Below are 18,031 nucleotides of genomic sequence, written 5' to 3'. Positions count from 1 at the left end.
ATAAATCGCTGCAACATTTGTGTGGATAAAATATGTATCACCGAAATCAACTTATTGGTCAGTGGCATCGATCAGAGCAAAATGGTGCACAAAACACCAATGAATTAGCCCAAATGAATGATGATGGTAGCTTCTCTTTCAGTTTTTATACTTATACTCCCGATGGCACCATTATTGATGAAATTACTGAGCTTGGCGATTGGGGCTTAGTGGGCGATATTCATTTTACCATCACTAAGGGTGAAGTTGAGAATGAAACTCATTATGTGGCAGAGCCCACTGAAGCTGATAATTATCATGCCTATAAAGTATTACATTTAAGTGCCGAACGCTTTACTTACGAGCATGTAGTTACGGGCGAAAAATACACTTTATTCAAGGTTTTGACTGACTCTAAACAAAATTAATATTTCTGCTAAACTTAATATTAGTTAGCTCTTATTTACTTTTCTTTGTTTGATAACATTTAAAATCAAGAGCTTAAGGTTGAAATTTAATTTTTGAAAATGTAGGTGAAATATTGTGAATAGAGATTTTACTAAATTTCCTATTGATCCTAACGGTGACACCTTATGGTCAATGGAGCTCGAGGGCGATAACTTAGATTGTGCAAGAGAAATTCAATTTTCAGTTATATTTCCTGATCAAGACAAAGCCTTAAAGTTTGGTCGTGTGCTGTTGGCGAACAACCAAAAGCTTTCATTTTGTCCTTATCTAGAAAACCCTGAACACCCTTGGGAAATAACAACGTACCCAGAGATGCCGGCAAGCTATGAAAATATTATTAGTTATCAAATGCTGTTAGAAGGGCAAGCCAAACAATATGATGGTATTTATGATGGCTGGTATTGTCCGAGGCAAGTACGTTAATATAGATATTATTAATGTAAATACATCAATTATTAAAGCTTGAGATAAAATCATGTCAGCAGTAGATTTTTCTAAATTAAATAAAGTAACGGCTAAATCATTTAACGATCAAAAGGCGCTGATTAAAAAAGTGCTTTTAGGTCGCGAAATAAAATGCAAAACCTGTAATTTATTACTTAGCGTTATTCACCCTAAACAAGCCGGTGTGCCTGGCATTTATTGCCCTAAAGGCTGCACAAGTATTGAGCTTGATATTAGTTAATGCAAATTGATATTCGTCAAGCTAGCGCGAGTGACTGCAATCAAGCTACGCCATTAATTTTTAGCTCTGGCCCTGCTGCGTTCAATTATATATTTCCCAATCCCAGCCGTTTCCTTAAATACAGTTTCAATAAAGGCCAAAGTCAATTTGGTTTCAACAATCATTACCTTGCTATATTAGATGGACAAGTTGTGGCAACTATTGCCTGTTTTGACCGGCATCAAGCAAAAATAATGGAACTAAGCTGCATAATGGATATGGCTAAACACTTAGGTTGGAACTTTTGGGGAAGCGCGATAAAAGGCCTACGATTTGAGCGTATCGTGCCAAAACCAATTAAGCATAGTTTATGTATAGCTCACTTAGGTGTATCTAAAGCCTTGCAAAATCGTGGTATTGGCACACAACTAATAAACTGGGCTATTGAAAAAGCCAAAATTCAGGGCTACCAATCTGTTTCATTAGATGTTGCTCAAAGTAACCCTGGGGCGCGAAAGTTATATGAATCACTGGGTTTTATAGAGCACCGCAAGCAAAAGTCTACACTGCCCGGTATTGCTGATCATGCAACCCTTGTTTTAACGCTTAGATAAATTACTAGCCATTATGAATTACTTAGCCCATTTGTTTTTTGCGCAAGATACCGCATTATCGTTAACCGGTAATTTAATGGGAGATTTTACTAAAGGCGTTGATTTAAAAAAACTGCCGCTAGAGATTTATAAAGGTGTTGAGAATCATCGCTTGGTTGATAAATTTACCGATCAGCATGATTTAGTTAGGTCATTAAAACTTCCGCTTTCAGTTGAGCGCAAGCGTTTTTCTTTTATTATTTCGGATGTAGTTTTTGATCATTTTTTAGCAATACATTGGCATAAATTTAGTGAACTAAATTTTGATGAGTTTGTTGAAACGAGTTATCAAAAGCTTTTACAAGCTCAGCATCATATGCCCGAGCGTATGCAGTTTGTAGTGCAACGTATGGCTAGTCAAAACTGGCTCAGTAGCTATAAAAGTATTGATGTCACCGGCCAAGCGATTGATTCATTGTCAAAGCGAATACGATTTAAAAACAACTTGGCAGGCGCAATTGTTGAAGTTAAAGCTAATTATGATGAGTATGAACACGTGTTTTTAGAGTTTTTTCCACAATTACAAGATCATGTTGAACAATCTAAAGTAGAGATGATTTAAATCAACTCATTCATTGTTAATGCATTTAACAGTCATTATAGCCAATAGTTTATATTCTACTCTGTTATAGATTGCTTTATACTTACGGCAAATTTGGAAAATTTACGTTTATTATGAACTCATTTATTAAAAAATTATTAGTTGTTTATGTAGTGTCATTAGGTGCTTTGTTTATTGGCTCTGCCGTAGATAGTGATCCTGCTTTAAAAGGTGTTGAGCAATTTATCGCCCAGCAAAACATTGATAAGCAAGACCCACGTTGGAAACATAAGCTAGTTAAACCGCCACAATTTGAATTTGCTGCCAATAAAGAATATTTTTGGGAGCTTGTTACCAGTAAAGGTAAAATCGTAATTGAGCTATATCCTCAATACGCACCTATGCATGTATCTAGTACTATGTACCTTACTGAGCTAGGTTTTTACGATAACTTATTATTTCATCGTGTTATTCCAGGTTTCATGGCTCAAGGTGGTGATCCCGAGGGTACTGGACGTGGCAACCCTGGTTACAAGTATGCAGGTGAGTACCATCCGGATGCTAGCCACAATGAACCAGGTATGCTGAGTATGGCTAATGCGGGGCCAAACACCGATGGCTCGCAATTTTTTATTACCTTTAAAGAAACCCGATTTTTAGACGGGCGTCATACCGTATTTGGTAAAGTAGTTGAAGGTTTAGACACACTCGAAATGCTTGAGCAATCGGGTAGTCAAAGTGGTAAGCCAAAAGAAGAGTTAAAAATTAAACTCGCTTCTATCTCCATTAAATAATCCCCTCATTTAATATTGCTACGTTATAAAAACGTAGCAATATCACTAAAAGCTTTTTTAGTTAATGCGTGCTCAGGTATGGTGGCATCTTCACTTGGGTAACCAGCAATAAGTAACATATACGCTCTGTCATTATCGCCTCTATTACAAATTTTGTTTAAAAATGACATTGGCTTAGGAGTATGAGTTAAAGTCGCTAATCCAGAAGAATGCAGAGCGTTTATTAAAAAGCCAGTAGCAATTCCAACAGATTCATGTACGTAATAGTTAGTGTTTTTATCTTCAATATTCAAGCCGCCGCGTTTTTGACTAAAAATAGCAATTAACCATGGGGCATGTTCTAAATACGGCTTGTTAGCATCAGTTCCTAAAGGTTTAAGGGCTTCTAGCCATTCTTCACCTGCTCGCCCTTGATAAAAGCCTTGCTCGTGTAGCTCAGCCTGCTCTCTGATTTGCTTCTTCACATCAGGACTATTAATGGCAACAAATTGCCAAGGCTGATGGTTAGCTCCGCTTGGCGCCGTTGCAGCTGCTTTAATACAGTTTTCAATAATACGCTTATCAACAGCTCTATCGCTGAATTTACGAATAGAATGACGACGCTTAATATCTTGATAAAACTGTTCGGAGCGTTTGAGCATTTCGGCTTCAGGGTATTCAATAAAATCTGTTAATGGGTGGTTTTTGTGATCTTGCATAACGACCTTAATGGTTTACTTTTTTATTAGCATACCGATAGTTTATTCTAAACTTCAAGTGATTTACTTATAACAAAGGTGTATTTGGGGGATTATTGTTGCTAATCTAATACTATATAACCTAAGCAGTAAAGCATGAGTAATGACATGAGCGAAAGCCAAGTGCTATCAAAACCAGAACATCCATTAAGAACTCCTTTTGTGTTCTTGGCGTTATCTACGTTGATCATGACATTGAGTTTTTCTGGCTGGATGGCACTGTTAAATAACTTTACCATTGAAGCGGCGAACTTTAGTGGTGCCGAAATTGGCATGCTGCAATCATTACGCGAAGTTCCTGGGTTTCTTGCCTTTACCGCGGTGTTTATTCTATTAATAGTTAAAGAGCAGCATTTTGCTTTAATATCGTTAGCATTACTCACGGTTGGTGTCGCAGCTACAGGCTTTTTCCCTTTTGAATACGGTTTATATGCAACCACAGTTATTATGTCTACAGGCTTTCATTATTATGAAACTATTAATCAGTCGTTAAGCCTGCAGTGGTTTACTAAAGAAGAAGCGCCGAGCAAATTAGGTAAACTGCTATCAATTAAGTCCATAGGTGCATTGGTAGTTTATGGTTTTATTTGGATTGCCTTTAGCTACTTTGATATGCAGTTTAAACATGCTTATTTAATACTTGGCGGCTTAGGTTTAGCCATCACACTTTGGCTATGGTTGTTTATGCCAGTATTTCCGCAAAAAGTAATACAGCATAAACATCTTGTTATTCGTAAACGTTACTCACTCTATTACTTGTTAACTTTTTTAAGTGGTGCTCGCCGACAAATATTCGTAGTGTTTGCTGGCTTTATGATGGTTGAAAAGTTTGGCTATTCAGTGGCTGATATCTCAATGCTGTATATGCTTAACCACCTGCTGAATATTTATATTGCTCCCAAAATTGGTAATTGGATTGGTAGAGTAGGGGAGCGCAAAGCATTAACCCTAGAATACATCGGCTTGATCCTTGTTTTTAGTGGCTATGCTTTAGTTGAAAATGCCGATATTGCAGCCGCTTTGTATGTTATAGATCACTTATTCTTTGCTATGGCCATTGCTATTAAAACTTACTTCCAAAAAATAGCTGACCCACAAGATATAGCATCTAATGCTGGCGTTAGTTTTACTATTAACCACATTGCAGCAGTGTTTATTCCTGTGTTATTTGGCATGCTTTGGTTATATCAACCATCATGGGTGTTCTTTGCTGGCGCAGGTATTGCGCTATGTTCGCTTATTGCTAGCCAGTGGGTAAACACTGACAGCTACAAAAAGATGCACGCCGAAGCGATTAACTAAATCAATATCAAGGTGTCAGACACCTTGATATAGCTTCAACAACTGTTATTAGCTTATTTAAACTTAAATCAATTATCCATTAAATTGGCTGTTGTCTAATATATGTGCCATGATAAATCATTACAAGTTAATGAAATATAAGACATAATATGAAGATAAGCATTTTGTTGATACTATTTTTTCCCATTTTTTCGTGCTTAGCGAGTGATGATTCTTTGGGGGATACATATTTTTTTGTTGCTTATGACCATTCAGCAGATAAGGATATAGATGGCTATCGTGTAGGTGCTAAAGTGTTCGATAAAAGGGATGACTTTTCAGCGACTGTTACTTTTTGGGTGAATAATGACCCGCTATTTGAACAACATAATAATGAATATTACCCAACATATAATGTAAATTACTTTTCTTCCCAAAAGCCTGAAGACAACATTAGTATTGAATTATCTGCGCAATATTATTTACAAAACTCTAGTGTATTTACTCCCTATTTCGGTTTAGGCGTTTTCTCTGATTTGTTTGCATTTATGTTTATTGCAGCAAGTGGAGATAACCTAGACTGTGAAGATTGTGAACATGAGTTTCATATTGGTGTATCTGCTGAGCTTGGTGTAGACATTAAAGTAACTCAACAACTCTTAGTTAATGCCTATCATAGAGAAACATTTTTTGCGTTAAATGGTGGAAGAGATTACTCAAGCCAAGGCTTAGGACTAAGCTTTCAATTCTAATTATAAATTAATCAAGGTGTCTGACACCTTGATATTTACTTTATTTGGAGCATAAAAAAACGCCTTTCGGCGTTTTTTTGTTTTTAAGTTTTCGTTTGGGGATTAGCCTACGAACTTACGAGCGTTGCGGAACATTCTCACCCATGGAGAATCTTCTAACCATTCGTCCGGATGCCATGAATTAGCAACCGTTCTAAATACACGTTCAGGGTGTGGCATCATGATTGTTACACGACCATCCGTTGTAGTTAGTGACGTAATACCATCAGGTGAACCGTTCGGGTTAGATGGATATGTTTCAGTTACTTGACCGTAGTTATCTACATAACGAACCGATACTGTGCCTGAATCATTTGCTGCCGCAATAGCATCTTCAGATTTAAATTCTGCATGACCTTCACCGTGCGAAACAGCAATTGGCATACGCGAGCCTTCCATACCTTTAAAGAAGATAGATGGTGACTCTTGAATTTCAACTAAAGAGAAACGTGCTTCAAAACGCTCAGATTTGTTTTGTACAAAGTGTGGCCATAAGTCGGCACCTGGGATGATTTCTTTTAAGTTAGAAAGCATCTGACAACCATTACAAACACCTAGTGAGAACGTGTCTTCACGGTGGAAGAATTCACGGAACATTTCGCGAGCATTATCATTGAATAAGATTGATTTCGCCCAACCTTCACCAGCACCAAGTACGTCACCGTATGAGAAACCACCACAAGCAACTAAGCCTTTATAGTCGTTTAAGTCAACACGGCCTGCTAATACGTCGGTCATGTGAATATCTACGGCAAAGAAACCAGCGCGGTCAAATGCAGCAGCCATTTCTACGTGTGAGTTAACACCTTGCTCACGTAAAATAGCAACTTTAGGGTTAGTTTCGTTTTCAGCATCTGCGGCAATGTTAGCCGCGACGATATCTTCGTTAATATCAAACGTTAGGTGTGTATTTAATCCTGGATCTTCAGTGTCAAATTTCAGTGCATGTTCTTGCTCTGCACATTCTGAATTGTCACGTAGAGATTGCATTTTAAACGTTGTTTCTGCCCATACTGTGCGGTAGTAAGTACGAGAGTTCTCAAGTACAACTTCACCATCACGGCTAAAGCGGATTGTGTCTTCGTTATTAATACGACCCACATCAGTACATAAATCTAAAATGCCAAATTCACTTAAGATTGCATGCACTGCATCAACATCGTCTTCACGAATTTGAATTACCGCGCCGAGCTCTTCGCTAAACAATACGCTTAAGTCATCACCAGCAAGTTTTGAAATATCAATATCAACACCAGTATGACCGGCAAATGCCATTTCAACTACCGAGGTAAATAAGCCACCATCGCTGCGGTCATGATAAGCCAATAGTTTTTCTTCACTTACTAAACGTTGCATAGCGTTGAAGAAGCCTTTTAATATTTCTGGGCTATCAACGTCAGGTGTTTCACTGCCAAGTTGCTTGTAAACCTGTGCTAAACATGAACCACCTAAACGGTTTTTACCGTTAGATAAGTCGATAGCAACAATGCGGCTGTCGCCTTTATCAGTGCGTAGCTCTGGAGTTACCGTTTTGCGGATATCTTCAACACGGCCAAATGCGGTGATAATTAATGAAAGAGGTGCAGTAACTGCTTTTTCTTCGCCGTTTTCATTCCATTTGGTTTTCATACTCATAGAGTCTTTACCAACTGGAATCGTTAAACCTAATGCCGGACATAACTCTTCGCCAATTGCGTGAACAGCGTCATATAAACCAGCATCTTCACCAGGGTGACCCGCTGCCGACATCCAGTTAGCAGATAATTTAATGCGATTTAAATCGCCAATATCTGTACCTGCGATGTTAGTTAATGATTCTGCTACAGCTAAACGGGCAGAAGCGGCAAAGTTAAGTAATGCAACCGGTGTGCGTTCACCCATAGCCATTGCTTCACCGTGGTAGCTATCAAGTGCTGCTGCCGTTACACCACAGTCAGCTACAGGTACTTGCCAAGGACCAACCATTTGGTCGCGATTAACCATACCCGTTACTGAGCGATCGCCAATAGTAATAAGGAATGTTTTTTCTGCAATTGTTGGTAAGCGCAATAAACGATCCGCTGCATCAGCTAAGCTAACATCAGTAAGATTTAACTCATCGCCTGCTTGAGTTTTACGCTCAACGTCTTTGATAATTTTAGGGGTTTTACCTAGTAAGATATCAAGAGATAAATCAATTGGTGTGTTTAATGCTTCATCGTCGGCAAAATGGCTATCGGTAAGCGTTAAGTGCTCTTCTTCTGTTGCATAACCAACAACAGCAAATGGCGCGCGTTCACGTTCACAAATCGCAGTGAATTCTTCCATACGCTCAGGTGCTACAGCAAGAACGTAACGCTCTTGTGATTCGTTACACCAAATTTCGTGTGGCGCCATGCTACGCTCATCATTTGGAATATTACGAATTTCAAACTTACCACCACGGCCACCGTCTGAAACTAATTCAGGGAATGCGTTTGATAAACCACCAGCGCCTACATCGTGAATAAATAGGATTGGGTTATCAGAGCCAAGTTGCCAACAACGGTCAATTACTTCCTGACAACGACGTTCCATTTCTGGGTTTTCACGTTGTACAGATGCAAAGTCTAAGTTTTCAGTTGATTGACCCGATGCCATACTTGATGCCGCACCGCCGCCTAAACCAATGTTCATTGCTGGGCCGCCTAAAGCGATTAAGCTTGCACCAACAACAATCTCACCTTTTTGTACGTGTTCATCACGAATGTTACCTAAACCACCTGCAATCATGATTGGCTTGTGGTAACCACGAACTTCAACACCGTTGAATGAATTTACTTCTTCTTCGTAAGTACGGAAATAACCAGTAATAGCAGGGCGACCAAACTCATTGTTAAATGCTGCGCCACCTAATGGGCCTTCCATCATAATATCGAAGGCATTAACGATGCGCTCAGGCTTACCAAAATCAGTTTCCCAAGGTTGTTCAAAACCAGGAATACGTAAGTTAGATACCGTAAAACCAACTAAACCAGCTTTTGGTTTAGAGCCAATACCTGTTGCGCCTTCATCACGGATCTCACCACCTGAGCCAGTTGCTGCTCCAGGGTATGGTGAAATAGCAGTAGGGTGGTTATGAGTTTCAACTTTCATTAAGATTTGAATATCTTCTTGGGTGTACTCATAAACTTTTGATTCAGGGTTAGCGAAGAAACGACCGCCTTCAGAGCCAACCATAACCGCAGCATTATCTTTGTATGCGCTTAGTACGTAATCGCCATTTAATTCATGGGTGTTACGGATCATTTTAAATAATGATTTTGGTTGTTTTTGACCGTCAATAGTCCAATCTGCATTGAAGATTTTATGACGACAATGCTCAGAGTTTGCTTGTGCAAACATGTAAAGCTCAATGTCACGAGGATTGCGACCCAACGTTGAGAAGTTATCGAAAAGGTAAGTGATTTCATCATCTGAAATCGCTAAACCTAAATTAACGTTAGCTTCTTCAAGTGCTTTACGTCCGCCGCCAATGATATCAATAGCGGTTAATTTACCCGGCTCAGCTGAAGCAAATAAGCTGTTGGCATCGTTGATATCAGTAAAGATCACTTCCATCATACGGTCATGAATTAAACCTGCTAACTGCGTAGTTTGCTCAGTGGTTAATTCAACACTCGTTTGCACGTAGTAAGCAATACCACGCTCTAAACGGATGATTTTATTTAAACCACAATTGTGAGCAATATCAGTCGACTTTGATGACCAAGGAGAAATGGTGCCAGGACGAGGTGTTACAAGTAATAATGTGCCTACTGGGTCATGTTCTTCGATAGTTGGACCGTAGGTTAGAAGTTTTTCAAGTTTAGTTAATTCATCGGGAGTTAATGAATCGCTATTGTGAGAGAAATGCATGAACTCAGCATAAATCTCAGTCACAGGCAGGCCTAACTGCTCACATTGAGCAAGGAGCTTGTTAGTTCTGAAATCAGAAAGCGCAGGTGCGCCGCGTAAGATTTCCATAAGTGTAATCACCATAGTTTAAATTAATATCAATTCCATTAAATACCGTTGGCGTATTTCGAAACGTAATGGAATTAATATTATCTTGGTTTTTCGCGCGCATTATAAAAGAAAAAACATGCTTTAGTAAGTTAAAAACACCTCGATTACAAATTTAAATTGCAAGAACTTAAAAAAAGACTGTAAAAATAATGAAAATGACGACACAATGAATTTCATATGAAAAAAATTATAAATAAATTCAATCGCCGTTTCGTTAAACTTTGTTTATTGCTATTAGTCAGTACAAGTTTTTTGTCTGCTTGTAATGAAAGCGAGCAACCTGCTGATTTACAAGAAATTGTAAAGCGAGGTACGTTACGTGTTGGTACTCTATTTGGGCCTAATACTTATTATATAGGCGCGCAAGGCCCAAAAGGTTTTGAGTTTGAGTTAGCACAAAAGTATGCTGATTCAATTGGCGTGCAACTAGAAATTGTACCTAGTTATACCCTTAAAGAATTATTCCCAAAAATCGATAATGGTGAAGTCGATATTCTTGCCGCTGGCTTGTCGGTTACTCCTGAGCGTTTAAAAAATTACCGATTTTCTCCAAGCTATACTGAAATTAGCCAAAAGTTAGTGTTCAAACAAGGCAAGCCTTGGCCGCGAAATTTAAAAGATTTAGACGGCAAGTTACAGGTTTCTGCGCACTCAAGTCATGCCGAAAATTTGCAACAACTAAAGCAAGATTATCCTGGCTTAATCTGGACTGAAACAGATGAGTTTGATAGTGATGAATTATTGCTAGAAGTATTAGATGAACGAATTGATTTTACTATTGCTGACAGTAACTCGTTAGCGATTAACCGTCGTTATTATCCAGAAATTAGCGTTGGCTTTACCATTCAAGAGCCTAAACCTATTGCTTGGGTGTTAAGTAAAAAAGGTGATGATTCGTTATTCTCGTCTCTGATAGAGTTTTTTGGTGAAGTTCATCATGACGGTACTCTGCTTACTCTAAATGAAAAATATTATGGCCATATTAAAAAGTTTGATTACGTAGATACTCGAACTTTTATTCGAGCTATCGATAGTAAACTGCCTAAATACAAAGAATTATTTCAGCGCTATGGTAGTGATATGGATTGGCGCTTTTTAGCCGCTATCAGCTATCAAGAATCACATTGGGAGCCAAGAGCTCGCTCATTTACAGGTGTTCGTGGCATGATGATGCTTACCCTACCAACGGCTAAACAAATGGGAGTTACCAGTCGTATTGACGCAGAGCAGAGTATACGTGGCGGCGCAAAATATTTTCAGAAACTAATCAACCGTATCCCGGCCAGAATTAAAAATCCGGATCGCCGTTGGTTTGCATTAGCGGCTTACAATGTGGGCTGGGGTCACATGGAAGATGCCCGTGTTATTACGCAGCAGCTAGGTGGCGATCCAGATCGTTGGGTTGATGTGAAAGAATATTTACCTTTATTAAAACAGCGCAAATACTATAAAAATACTAAATATGGTTATGCTCGAGGTGATGAGCCAGTGCGTTATGTTGAAAATATCAGAGGTTATTACGATACCTTGGTGTTTATTGATGAAAAACAGCAAAGCACTATAGTACCTTCAGAGCAATAGTTTAAGGTTAGGTTTGTCATACTAATGTCATATTAACAAGGTAAGCTCAGTGTGGTATTAAAATTGTGAATTTAAAAACTTATAGAGCAGCCATAATGGCTTGGAGTTATTATCAGAAACCGTACCTGTAAAAGTAATCAAAGACGACGTCAGCTAAAAGCTTCACATCGTAAGGTGAATGGCCGATATAGAGTGTATTTTCGTGTGGTATTAATGAATAAACAAGAATCTGAGCAAGAAAGCGATAACTAGAATTACTGTTGTTTATTCGCTTGAACTTTTTGTTTTAATGCTTTTTTCTCTGCTCTGCGGCGTTTAAAAAATGCCGATAACTTTGTGCTGCATTCATCGGCTAACAAGCCAGATTGTACTTCTAATTGATGATTTAACTTATCATTTGCCGTTAAGTTAAACACACTTCCTGCTGAGCCGGTTTTTAAATCAGCTGCAGCATAGATTAATTTTTTTATCCTGCTGTGTACTAATAATCCAGCACACATTGGGCAAGGCTCCAATGTAACGTACAGCGTGCAATCGAGCATGCGATAATTTTCTACGGTATTACCAGCTTGTCTTATTGCAATCATTTCTGCATGTGCGGATGGGTCGTGTAATTGAATCGACTGATTCCAACCTTGCGCGATAACCTTATTGTCGCAAACCAACACGGCGCCAACAGGTATCTCTCCCTGACTTTCTGCTTTATCGGCAAGCTCTATTGCTAAACGCATAAACTTATGGTCTTGCTCAGTAAAGTTAGCTTCTACATTAGTAATATTCATACTTTGGCTCATGTTTTTTTAAATAAATAGCTCTAACAGGTCATTGAGGTAGCGACGGCCAAGTAAGGTCGTTTGCCACTGGCCTTGCTGTTCGCTAAGTAGCTGTTTATTTTGGGCTGTGCGTAATTGTTGGTGAATATGAGCGGCAGATAATCCTGTAGAGCGCTCAAAATCTTGTAAGCTAAATGGTTTAAACAACCTTAAGCGATTCATCATGTATTCGAACGGGCGCTCAGCTTCGCTCACCTGTGTTAAATGATCTAAATGTACTCGCTCTGTATCCATATAACCTTTTGGGTGTTTTACCTTAACAGTGCGATATATTTTATTTTCATCAACGGATGTTATCTTGCCATGGGCACCACAACCTATTCCTAGGTAATCACCATTTTGCCAATAATTTATATTATGTTTTGATTGAAATTCTTCACTCTGGCTAAACGCTGAAACTTCATATTGCTGATAGCCCGCCTGTGCTAATAGCTCAAAACCTTGTTCTTGAATTGCCCAAAGGGTGTCATCTTGTGGCAACTTTGGAGGTTTTGAATGAAATGCGGTGTTTGGTTCAATTGTTAATTGATACCAAGATAAATGTTTAGGTTTTAGGGCGATAGCTTGGCGTAAATCATCAAGCGCATGCTCAATGGTTTGATTCTCTAGTCCGTGCATTAAATCTAAATTAAAGCTTTTAACGCCACATGAGTTTGCTATTTCTGCTGCGCGGATCGCTTGCTCACTATCATGAATTCGACCAAGTTTAATTAATTTGTCTGAAGCAAAGCTTTGCACGCCAACCGATAGGCGATTAACCCCAGCGTCACTAAAGCCTTTAAACTTATCTGCTTCAACAGTGCCAGGATTAGCTTCTAAGGTAATTTCTATCTCTGGATTATCAGCAAAGCGTTGCTTAACTCCATCAAGTAATAGCTTTATTGCTGGGGCTGAAAATAAACTTGGGGTGCCGCCGCCAATAAAAATGGAATGTAAAGCTCTTGTGATACCAAAACGAGCTATGTCGCTATCTAAATCGCTAAGTAAGTGCTCAATATATTTTTGCTCATCAATATCACTTTTGAGTGCATGAGAATTAAAGTCGCAATAAGGACACTTTTGCACACACCAAGGGATATGAATATAGAGTGATAAAGGAGGTAATGTAAGCAAATTAGATCTCTTATATATGGTATGAGCAAACTAAGGTGAATTGAACAACTTGATCAAAACGTTAACTAAAGTGTTGGACTAGTTTAGCTAACGCTTTGCCACGGTGACTTAATTGGTTTTTTAAGTCTCTTGGTAATTGTGCTGAAGACATGTTTTGTTGTTCTAACCAAAAAATTGGGTCGTAACCAAAACCTTGTTCGCCATGTCTGGCAATGTCTATTTCACCTTCCCAAGTACCTTGACAGATTATTGGCGTAGGATCGTCAGCGTGACGCATATACACAAGTACACATTGAAATCTTGCGGTGCGTAATTTACGTTCAACACCAGCTAATGCCGACAGTAGCTTTTCGTTATTGTCGTTATCATTACAGCCGGCTCCTGCGTAGCGAGATGAGTATATACCGGGTGCGCCGTTTAAATAATCGACCTCTAAACCTGAATCATCAGCAATCGCAGGTAAGCCAGTGATTTTAGCCGCGTGACGCGCTTTAATTATTGCATTTTCAACGAAGGTTGTACCTGTTTCTTCTGCGTCAATAACGTTAAAATCACTTTGCGGCACGATCTCTATATTATATTGACCTAATAAGTGTGAAAGTTCTTTTACTTTACCTGGATTACCAGTGGCTAAAACAATTTTGCTCATAGTTTTTCTTTTAGTTTAAATTATAAGTCGAGTTAGTCCTGCCAACTCAATATTATTGATATTACTGTTCAATATAAAATTTTTGTTGAAATTTGAGCTTGTGCTCTTTGCCGTTATTGTTGATGGTTATATCAAAATTATAAGTTTCATCATTTGGATATTTAACTATCGCAATATAATAAATTGCACTACCTTCTTTGATCTGTTCAAACTCTAATTGCATACGTTGGCCAACTAAGTTGGTTGCAGAGCCTGAAAGACCAGCGGTTATTGCCGGCTTACCTTCTTTACTCGTATCGAGTATGGAAATATTAACGAAACCACGATAACGGCTGCGCTCAATATTGTATTGTTTGGCTATTTCAGGCTGTAAAATTGAAGTTGATAAACCAATATAGTGTACTTCTAATTGATCTAGCATTTTCATATTTTCAGCGTTACTAAAAGATGAAAAACACAGTAAAGATAAACATATTGCTACTGATTTATAGAATTTTTGCACCGTTAGAGTAAACATAATTACCTCTCTTGTATCGCTTGTTTATAAGCCATTACTTAATTATAGCGGCTAATGGTAAATTTAATCGACTAAGTATCTTTGTCGGCGATTAAGTTTATAAGATTCGCCAAATAGGTAACACACTACCAATGCCGATGTTAATTACGTTTAACAGTAAAAAAGCGATTAGAACAGATAAATCAATGCCGCCAAGATCCGGTAATAGACGTCTAATAGGGCGCAGTAAAGGCTCTGTTAATTGTTGAAATACTAATTGCACCGGACTGCGGCTTTGTACAACCCAGCTCATTAATGCCATGATCAACATAACCATAAACACTAAATAACCAATTTGTTTAGTAAAGAACAATGCACCAATAATTAGCACAGAAACTAAATCAACAGGCTGACCGTTAAGTGACGATAAAACGGCAAATTTAGCACAAGCGATAATTAAGGCGACAACTAAGGTTGCCATATCAATGCCGGCAATACCTGGAATTACTCGTCTAAATGGAATGACTACTGGGTTAGTGATTTTTACTACGAATTGACTAAATGGGTTGTAAAAATCAGCTCGTGCAGCCTGCAACCATACCCTAAGTAATAAAACCAAAAGGTAGGTGTCAAAAACAAAATTTAAAATATAATTTACAGCTTCCATGAATACTCCGGAAAATGGTTTGGTTTATACCAAGTTCATTAATTAACTTGGTATTATAATAACTTAACTAAATAAAAAGATAAGTTAAAAATAGTAAGTACAAAGAGTTAAATAATTGATTCAATTAATTACTTTCTGATATTTCAATTGATCGTGCTTTGGCTCGGATCATTGCACGGCTTACTAAGTCGTCTAACTTACCATCGCTAAATACTTTAAGAGCCGCTTGCGTGGTACCACCTTTAGATGTCACATTCTCTCGCAATGTCGCTATGTCGGTATCAGCATTTTCAACCACCATAGTCGCAGCGCCAATCGCTGTTTGTTGTATTAACTCGCGAGCCTCTTCTTGGCTAAAACCAAAAGCGAGTGCTTGCTTTTGCATTGCTTCCATAAACGCAAAGAAATAAGCAGGGCCTGAGCCAGATGCCGTAAGTAAATCATCGATTTTAGCTTCGCTTTCTAGCCACATAACTTTTCCTACCGCAGCTAGCAAATCATTTGAAAACTGATGTTGGACTTGAGTTACCTCTGAGCTTGCAAACATTCCTGTCATGCCTAAACCTACTTGCGATGGCGTGTTAGGCATACATCTTACTACTGGCGCTTGCTGAGCAAGTGCCGATTGAATTTGTTCGATAGTGATACCGGCAGCTAAGCTAATAAAGCACTTGTTGCTGATGTCTATTTTGCTTGCAAGTTGTTGGCAAACTTGTTTAATTAAATGCGGTTTTACTGATAATACAATTGTGTCACAGAAATTAGCCGCTTCGATATTATCATCGGTATGTTTAAGGCCATATTGTTTGGCGAGAGCTTCTCTTTTAGGTGCACTCGGGTTACTGACCATGATATTACTGGCACTAAAACCTTGCTCAATTAAGCCAACGATAATGGCTTTACTCATGTTACCTGCACCAATAAATGCAACTTTACTCATTGTTATACCTACATTTTTTATTCGTTTAATCTTAGCTTCTATGGTCAACTTTTCTAACTTCTGCTGCCGAAAATAGCCGTACCTACTCTGATCATCGTACTTCCGCATTCAATCGCTATGGCTAAATCACCACTCATGCCCATAGAAAGGGTATCTACACTAGGATATTGGTGCTGTAATTGATTAAACAAGGTCTGCATCTGTTTAAATCGTTTACGAGTGACGGCTTCATCTTTACTGTTTTCTGGGATCGCCATAAGTCCGCGTAAGGTTAAATTTTCACAATTGTTTATATAATCTGCTAATTCAGCTACTTCATTAATCAAGGCGCCTGATTTGCTCTGCTCACCACTAATATTCACTTGTAAACAAACGTTTAGCGGGGTAATGTTGTTATCACGTTGTTCATTAAGGCGTTTTGCAATTTTTATTCTGTCGACACTGTGTACCCAGGATACATTTTCTGCAATGAGTCGGGTTTTATTTGATTGAATTGGTCCGATAAAGTGCCAACAAATGTCAGTTAGGTGTGCAAGTTCGTGGATTTTATCTACGGCTTCTTGAACATAGTTCTCACCAAATTGACGTTGCCCGGCGTCATAGCCTTGCTGAACTAATTGAGAAGGTTTAGTTTTACTTACAGCCAACAAGCTCACGGTTGCAGATGAGCGATTGGCTTTATTGCTGGCAATTTCTATTTCCTCATTAATTTTAGTGAGGTTAGCGGCGATATTAATCATTTTTATTCTACAACATATATAAATTAGGGATATTATGGATATTACTGAGTTATTAGCATTTAGTGTTGAACACAATGCATCCGATTTACATTTATCAACAGGCATGCCTCCGGCAATTCGTGTTGATGGCGATATACGTAAAGTTAACATTCCTGCGTTAGAAGACAAAGAAGTTAATGCTTTAGTGTATGACATTATGACTGATCGTCAACGCAAAGAATACGAAGAAAACTTAGAAGTCGATTTTTCTTTTGAAGTACCTAATCTAGCTCGCTTCAGGGTAAACGCGTTTAATCAAAATCGTGGGCCGGCAGCGGTATTTCGTACCATTCCGAGTAAAATTTTATCATTAGATGATTTAGGCTGTCCGGATATTTTCCGTCAAATTTCTGAAAACCCTCGTGGTTTGGTTCTCGTTACTGGTCCAACGGGTTCGGGTAAATCAACTACCTTAGCCGCTATGGTTGATTATATTAATGAAAATAAACGTGACCATATCCTAACCATCGAAGATCCAATCGAATTCGTGCACGAAAACAAGCAATGTTTAATTAACCAACGTGAAGTTCACCGTGACACACTAAGCTTTAATGCAGCATTACGTTCAGCGCTTCGTGAAGATCCCGATGTTATTCTAGTTGGTGAGATGCGTGATTTAGAAACCATTCGTTTAGCGATGACCGCAGCCGAAACTGGTCACTTAGTATTTGGTACCTTACATACCACTTCTGCACCTAAAACCATTGACCGTATTGTTGATGTATTCCCAGCAGAAGAAAAATCTATGGTGCGCTCAATGTTATCAGAGTCACTACGCGCTGTTATTTCACAAACGCTAATTAAAAAAATTGGTGGTGGTCGAGTTGCTGCTCATGAAATTATGATTGGTGTGCCGGCGATCCGTAACTTGATCCGTGAAGATAAAATTGCACAAATGTATTCAGCCATCCAAACTGGTATGTCACACGGTATGCAAACCATGGATCAATGTTTGCAAAATCTAATGAGTCGAGGTCTTATTACTCGTGAAGATGCTATGTCAAAAGCAGCAGATAAGAACCAATTTAAAACTTACTAA

19 protein-coding genes are annotated in these 18,031 nt (G+C 38.6%); 10 read left to right on the top strand and 9 right to left on the bottom strand.

Features of this window, described 5'->3' with window-relative positions:
* Nucleotides 1-32 precede the first annotated feature (32 nt).
* The 6 genes from FNN08_RS09550 to FNN08_RS09525 all read left to right on the top strand — a co-directional run bounded on the left by FNN08_RS09550 (nucleotide 33) and on the right by FNN08_RS09525 (nucleotide 3,099).
* A complete protein-coding gene (locus FNN08_RS09550) occupies nucleotides 33-407 on the top strand; it encodes a hypothetical protein (protein WP_143585143.1) in 375 nt (124 codons plus the stop codon).
* Between the two features lie 115 nt (nucleotides 408-522).
* Nucleotides 523-870 carry a ribonuclease E inhibitor RraB gene (locus tag FNN08_RS09545; protein ID WP_260679310.1) on the top strand — a complete coding sequence of 116 codons (348 nt, stop codon included), beginning with the start codon at nucleotides 523-525 and terminating at the stop codon, nucleotides 868-870.
* 52 nt (nucleotides 871-922) lie between these two features.
* Complete coding sequence (locus FNN08_RS09540; protein ID WP_143585141.1) at nucleotides 923-1,132, top strand: hypothetical protein; 210 nt, start codon at nucleotides 923-925, stop codon at nucleotides 1,130-1,132.
* The gene (locus FNN08_RS09535) at nucleotides 1,132-1,725 is read left to right on the top strand and encodes a GNAT family N-acetyltransferase (protein ID WP_143585139.1); all 594 of its coding nucleotides are present in this window, start codon (nucleotides 1,132-1,134) and stop codon (nucleotides 1,723-1,725) included. Before FNN08_RS09540 ends, FNN08_RS09535 begins: the two co-directional genes overlap by 1 nt.
* Before the next feature lie 13 nt (nucleotides 1,726-1,738).
* Nucleotides 1,739-2,326: an ACP phosphodiesterase gene (locus FNN08_RS09530; protein WP_143585137.1), complete on the top strand. Its 588-nt coding sequence runs from the start codon at nucleotides 1,739-1,741 to the stop codon at nucleotides 2,324-2,326.
* Between the two features lie 113 nt (nucleotides 2,327-2,439).
* Complete coding sequence (locus FNN08_RS09525) at nucleotides 2,440-3,099, top strand: peptidylprolyl isomerase (protein WP_143585135.1); 660 nt, start codon at nucleotides 2,440-2,442, stop codon at nucleotides 3,097-3,099.
* A 23-nt stretch (nucleotides 3,100-3,122) separates the two neighbouring features.
* Here FNN08_RS09525 and FNN08_RS09520 read toward each other — a convergent pair whose 3' ends face one another.
* Nucleotides 3,123-3,797, bottom strand: a complete 675-nt coding sequence (locus FNN08_RS09520; protein WP_143585133.1) for a nitroreductase family protein — start codon at nucleotides 3,795-3,797, stop codon at nucleotides 3,123-3,125.
* 135 nt (nucleotides 3,798-3,932) lie between these two features.
* On the opposite strand from FNN08_RS09520, the gene FNN08_RS09515 reads away from it, so the two are divergent.
* Both FNN08_RS09515 and FNN08_RS09510 read left to right on the top strand, forming a co-directional pair.
* A complete protein-coding gene (locus tag FNN08_RS09515) occupies nucleotides 3,933-5,138 on the top strand; it encodes an MFS transporter (protein ID WP_260679309.1) in 1,206 nt (401 codons plus the stop codon).
* 215 nt (nucleotides 5,139-5,353) lie between these two features.
* Nucleotides 5,354-5,869 (top strand): OmpW family outer membrane protein, encoded by a 516-nt coding sequence (locus tag FNN08_RS09510; RefSeq protein ID WP_185962616.1) that lies wholly within the window; start codon nucleotides 5,354-5,356, stop codon nucleotides 5,867-5,869.
* A gap of 102 nt (nucleotides 5,870-5,971) precedes the next feature.
* On the opposite strand, the gene purL is transcribed toward FNN08_RS09510, so the two are convergent.
* A complete protein-coding gene (gene purL, locus FNN08_RS09505) occupies nucleotides 5,972-9,892 on the bottom strand; it encodes a phosphoribosylformylglycinamidine synthase (RefSeq protein ID WP_143585129.1) in 3,921 nt (1,306 codons plus the stop codon).
* Nucleotides 9,893-10,111: 219 nt separating this feature from the next.
* Between purL and mltF the strand changes: the two genes are divergently transcribed.
* Nucleotides 10,112-11,515 (top strand): membrane-bound lytic murein transglycosylase MltF, encoded by a 1,404-nt coding sequence (gene mltF, locus FNN08_RS09500; RefSeq protein ID WP_143585127.1) that lies wholly within the window; start codon nucleotides 10,112-10,114, stop codon nucleotides 11,513-11,515.
* Between the two features lie 254 nt (nucleotides 11,516-11,769).
* Here the strand turns inward: mltF and tadA are convergent, their stop codons facing one another.
* The 7 genes from tadA to FNN08_RS09465 form a co-directional block, all read right to left on the bottom strand.
* Complete coding sequence (gene tadA / locus FNN08_RS09495) at nucleotides 11,770-12,297, bottom strand: tRNA adenosine(34) deaminase TadA (RefSeq protein WP_143585125.1); 528 nt, start codon at nucleotides 12,295-12,297, stop codon at nucleotides 11,770-11,772.
* Nucleotides 12,298-12,315: 18 nt separating this feature from the next.
* Nucleotides 12,316-13,461 (bottom strand): radical SAM family heme chaperone HemW, encoded by a 1,146-nt coding sequence (hemW, locus tag FNN08_RS09490; RefSeq protein WP_143585123.1) that lies wholly within the window; start codon nucleotides 13,459-13,461, stop codon nucleotides 12,316-12,318.
* A 61-nt stretch (nucleotides 13,462-13,522) separates the two neighbouring features.
* Nucleotides 13,523-14,110, bottom strand: a complete 588-nt coding sequence (rdgB, locus tag FNN08_RS09485; protein WP_143585121.1) for an RdgB/HAM1 family non-canonical purine NTP pyrophosphatase — start codon at nucleotides 14,108-14,110, stop codon at nucleotides 13,523-13,525.
* A 61-nt stretch (nucleotides 14,111-14,171) separates the two neighbouring features.
* Nucleotides 14,172-14,627, bottom strand: coding sequence for a DUF4426 domain-containing protein (locus FNN08_RS09480; protein WP_143585119.1), 456 nt, complete (start codon nucleotides 14,625-14,627; stop codon nucleotides 14,172-14,174).
* Between the two features lie 97 nt (nucleotides 14,628-14,724).
* Nucleotides 14,725-15,273, bottom strand: coding sequence for a YggT family protein (locus FNN08_RS09475; protein WP_143585117.1), 549 nt, complete (start codon nucleotides 15,271-15,273; stop codon nucleotides 14,725-14,727).
* A gap of 124 nt (nucleotides 15,274-15,397) precedes the next feature.
* Nucleotides 15,398-16,213, bottom strand: coding sequence for a pyrroline-5-carboxylate reductase (gene proC / locus FNN08_RS09470; protein ID WP_143585115.1), 816 nt, complete (start codon nucleotides 16,211-16,213; stop codon nucleotides 15,398-15,400).
* A 53-nt stretch (nucleotides 16,214-16,266) separates the two neighbouring features.
* On the bottom strand, nucleotides 16,267-16,953 hold the full coding sequence (locus FNN08_RS09465) for a YggS family pyridoxal phosphate-dependent enzyme (RefSeq protein ID WP_143585113.1): 687 nt from the start codon (nucleotides 16,951-16,953) through the stop codon (nucleotides 16,267-16,269).
* Nucleotides 16,954-16,987: 34 nt separating this feature from the next.
* Between FNN08_RS09465 and FNN08_RS09460 the strand changes: the two genes are divergently transcribed.
* Nucleotides 16,988-18,031 (top strand): type IV pilus twitching motility protein PilT, encoded by a 1,044-nt coding sequence (locus FNN08_RS09460; protein ID WP_143585111.1) that lies wholly within the window; start codon nucleotides 16,988-16,990, stop codon nucleotides 18,029-18,031.

The organism is Thalassomonas sp. M1454 (assembly GCF_007097525.1).
Classification (GTDB): domain Bacteria; phylum Pseudomonadota; class Gammaproteobacteria; order Enterobacterales; family Alteromonadaceae; genus Thalassotalea_A.
The sequence above is the reverse complement of the archived record's forward strand: the minus strand, read 5'-3'. Positions and strand labels throughout refer to the sequence as shown.

Coding starts and splice junctions, on each gene's coding strand:
- tadA (WP_143585125.1), bottom strand. CDS start 12,297: ATGAATATTACTAATGTAGAAGCTAACTTTACTGAGCAAGACCATAAG.
- FNN08_RS09520 (WP_143585133.1), bottom strand. CDS start 3,797: ATGCAAGATCACAAAAACCACCCATTAACAGATTTTATTGAATACCCT.
- FNN08_RS09475 (WP_143585117.1), bottom strand. CDS start 15,273: ATGGAAGCTGTAAATTATATTTTAAATTTTGTTTTTGACACCTACCTT.
- FNN08_RS09550 (WP_143585143.1), top strand. CDS start 33: ATGTATCACCGAAATCAACTTATTGGTCAGTGGCATCGATCAGAGCAA.
- FNN08_RS09515 (WP_260679309.1), top strand. CDS start 3,933: ATGAGTAATGACATGAGCGAAAGCCAAGTGCTATCAAAACCAGAACAT.
- FNN08_RS09535 (WP_143585139.1), top strand. CDS start 1,132: ATGCAAATTGATATTCGTCAAGCTAGCGCGAGTGACTGCAATCAAGCT.
- rdgB (WP_143585121.1), bottom strand. CDS start 14,110: ATGAGCAAAATTGTTTTAGCCACTGGTAATCCAGGTAAAGTAAAAGAA.
- FNN08_RS09465 (WP_143585113.1), bottom strand. CDS start 16,953: ATGATTAATATCGCCGCTAACCTCACTAAAATTAATGAGGAAATAGAA.
- purL (WP_143585129.1), bottom strand. CDS start 9,892: ATGGAAATCTTACGCGGCGCACCTGCGCTTTCTGATTTCAGAACTAAC.
- FNN08_RS09540 (WP_143585141.1), top strand. CDS start 923: ATGTCAGCAGTAGATTTTTCTAAATTAAATAAAGTAACGGCTAAATCA.
- proC (WP_143585115.1), bottom strand. CDS start 16,213: ATGAGTAAAGTTGCATTTATTGGTGCAGGTAACATGAGTAAAGCCATT.
- FNN08_RS09480 (WP_143585119.1), bottom strand. CDS start 14,627: ATGTTTACTCTAACGGTGCAAAAATTCTATAAATCAGTAGCAATATGT.
- FNN08_RS09530 (WP_143585137.1), top strand. CDS start 1,739: ATGAATTACTTAGCCCATTTGTTTTTTGCGCAAGATACCGCATTATCG.
- mltF (WP_143585127.1), top strand. CDS start 10,112: ATGAAAAAAATTATAAATAAATTCAATCGCCGTTTCGTTAAACTTTGT.
- FNN08_RS09460 (WP_143585111.1), top strand. CDS start 16,988: ATGGATATTACTGAGTTATTAGCATTTAGTGTTGAACACAATGCATCC.
- FNN08_RS09525 (WP_143585135.1), top strand. CDS start 2,440: ATGAACTCATTTATTAAAAAATTATTAGTTGTTTATGTAGTGTCATTA.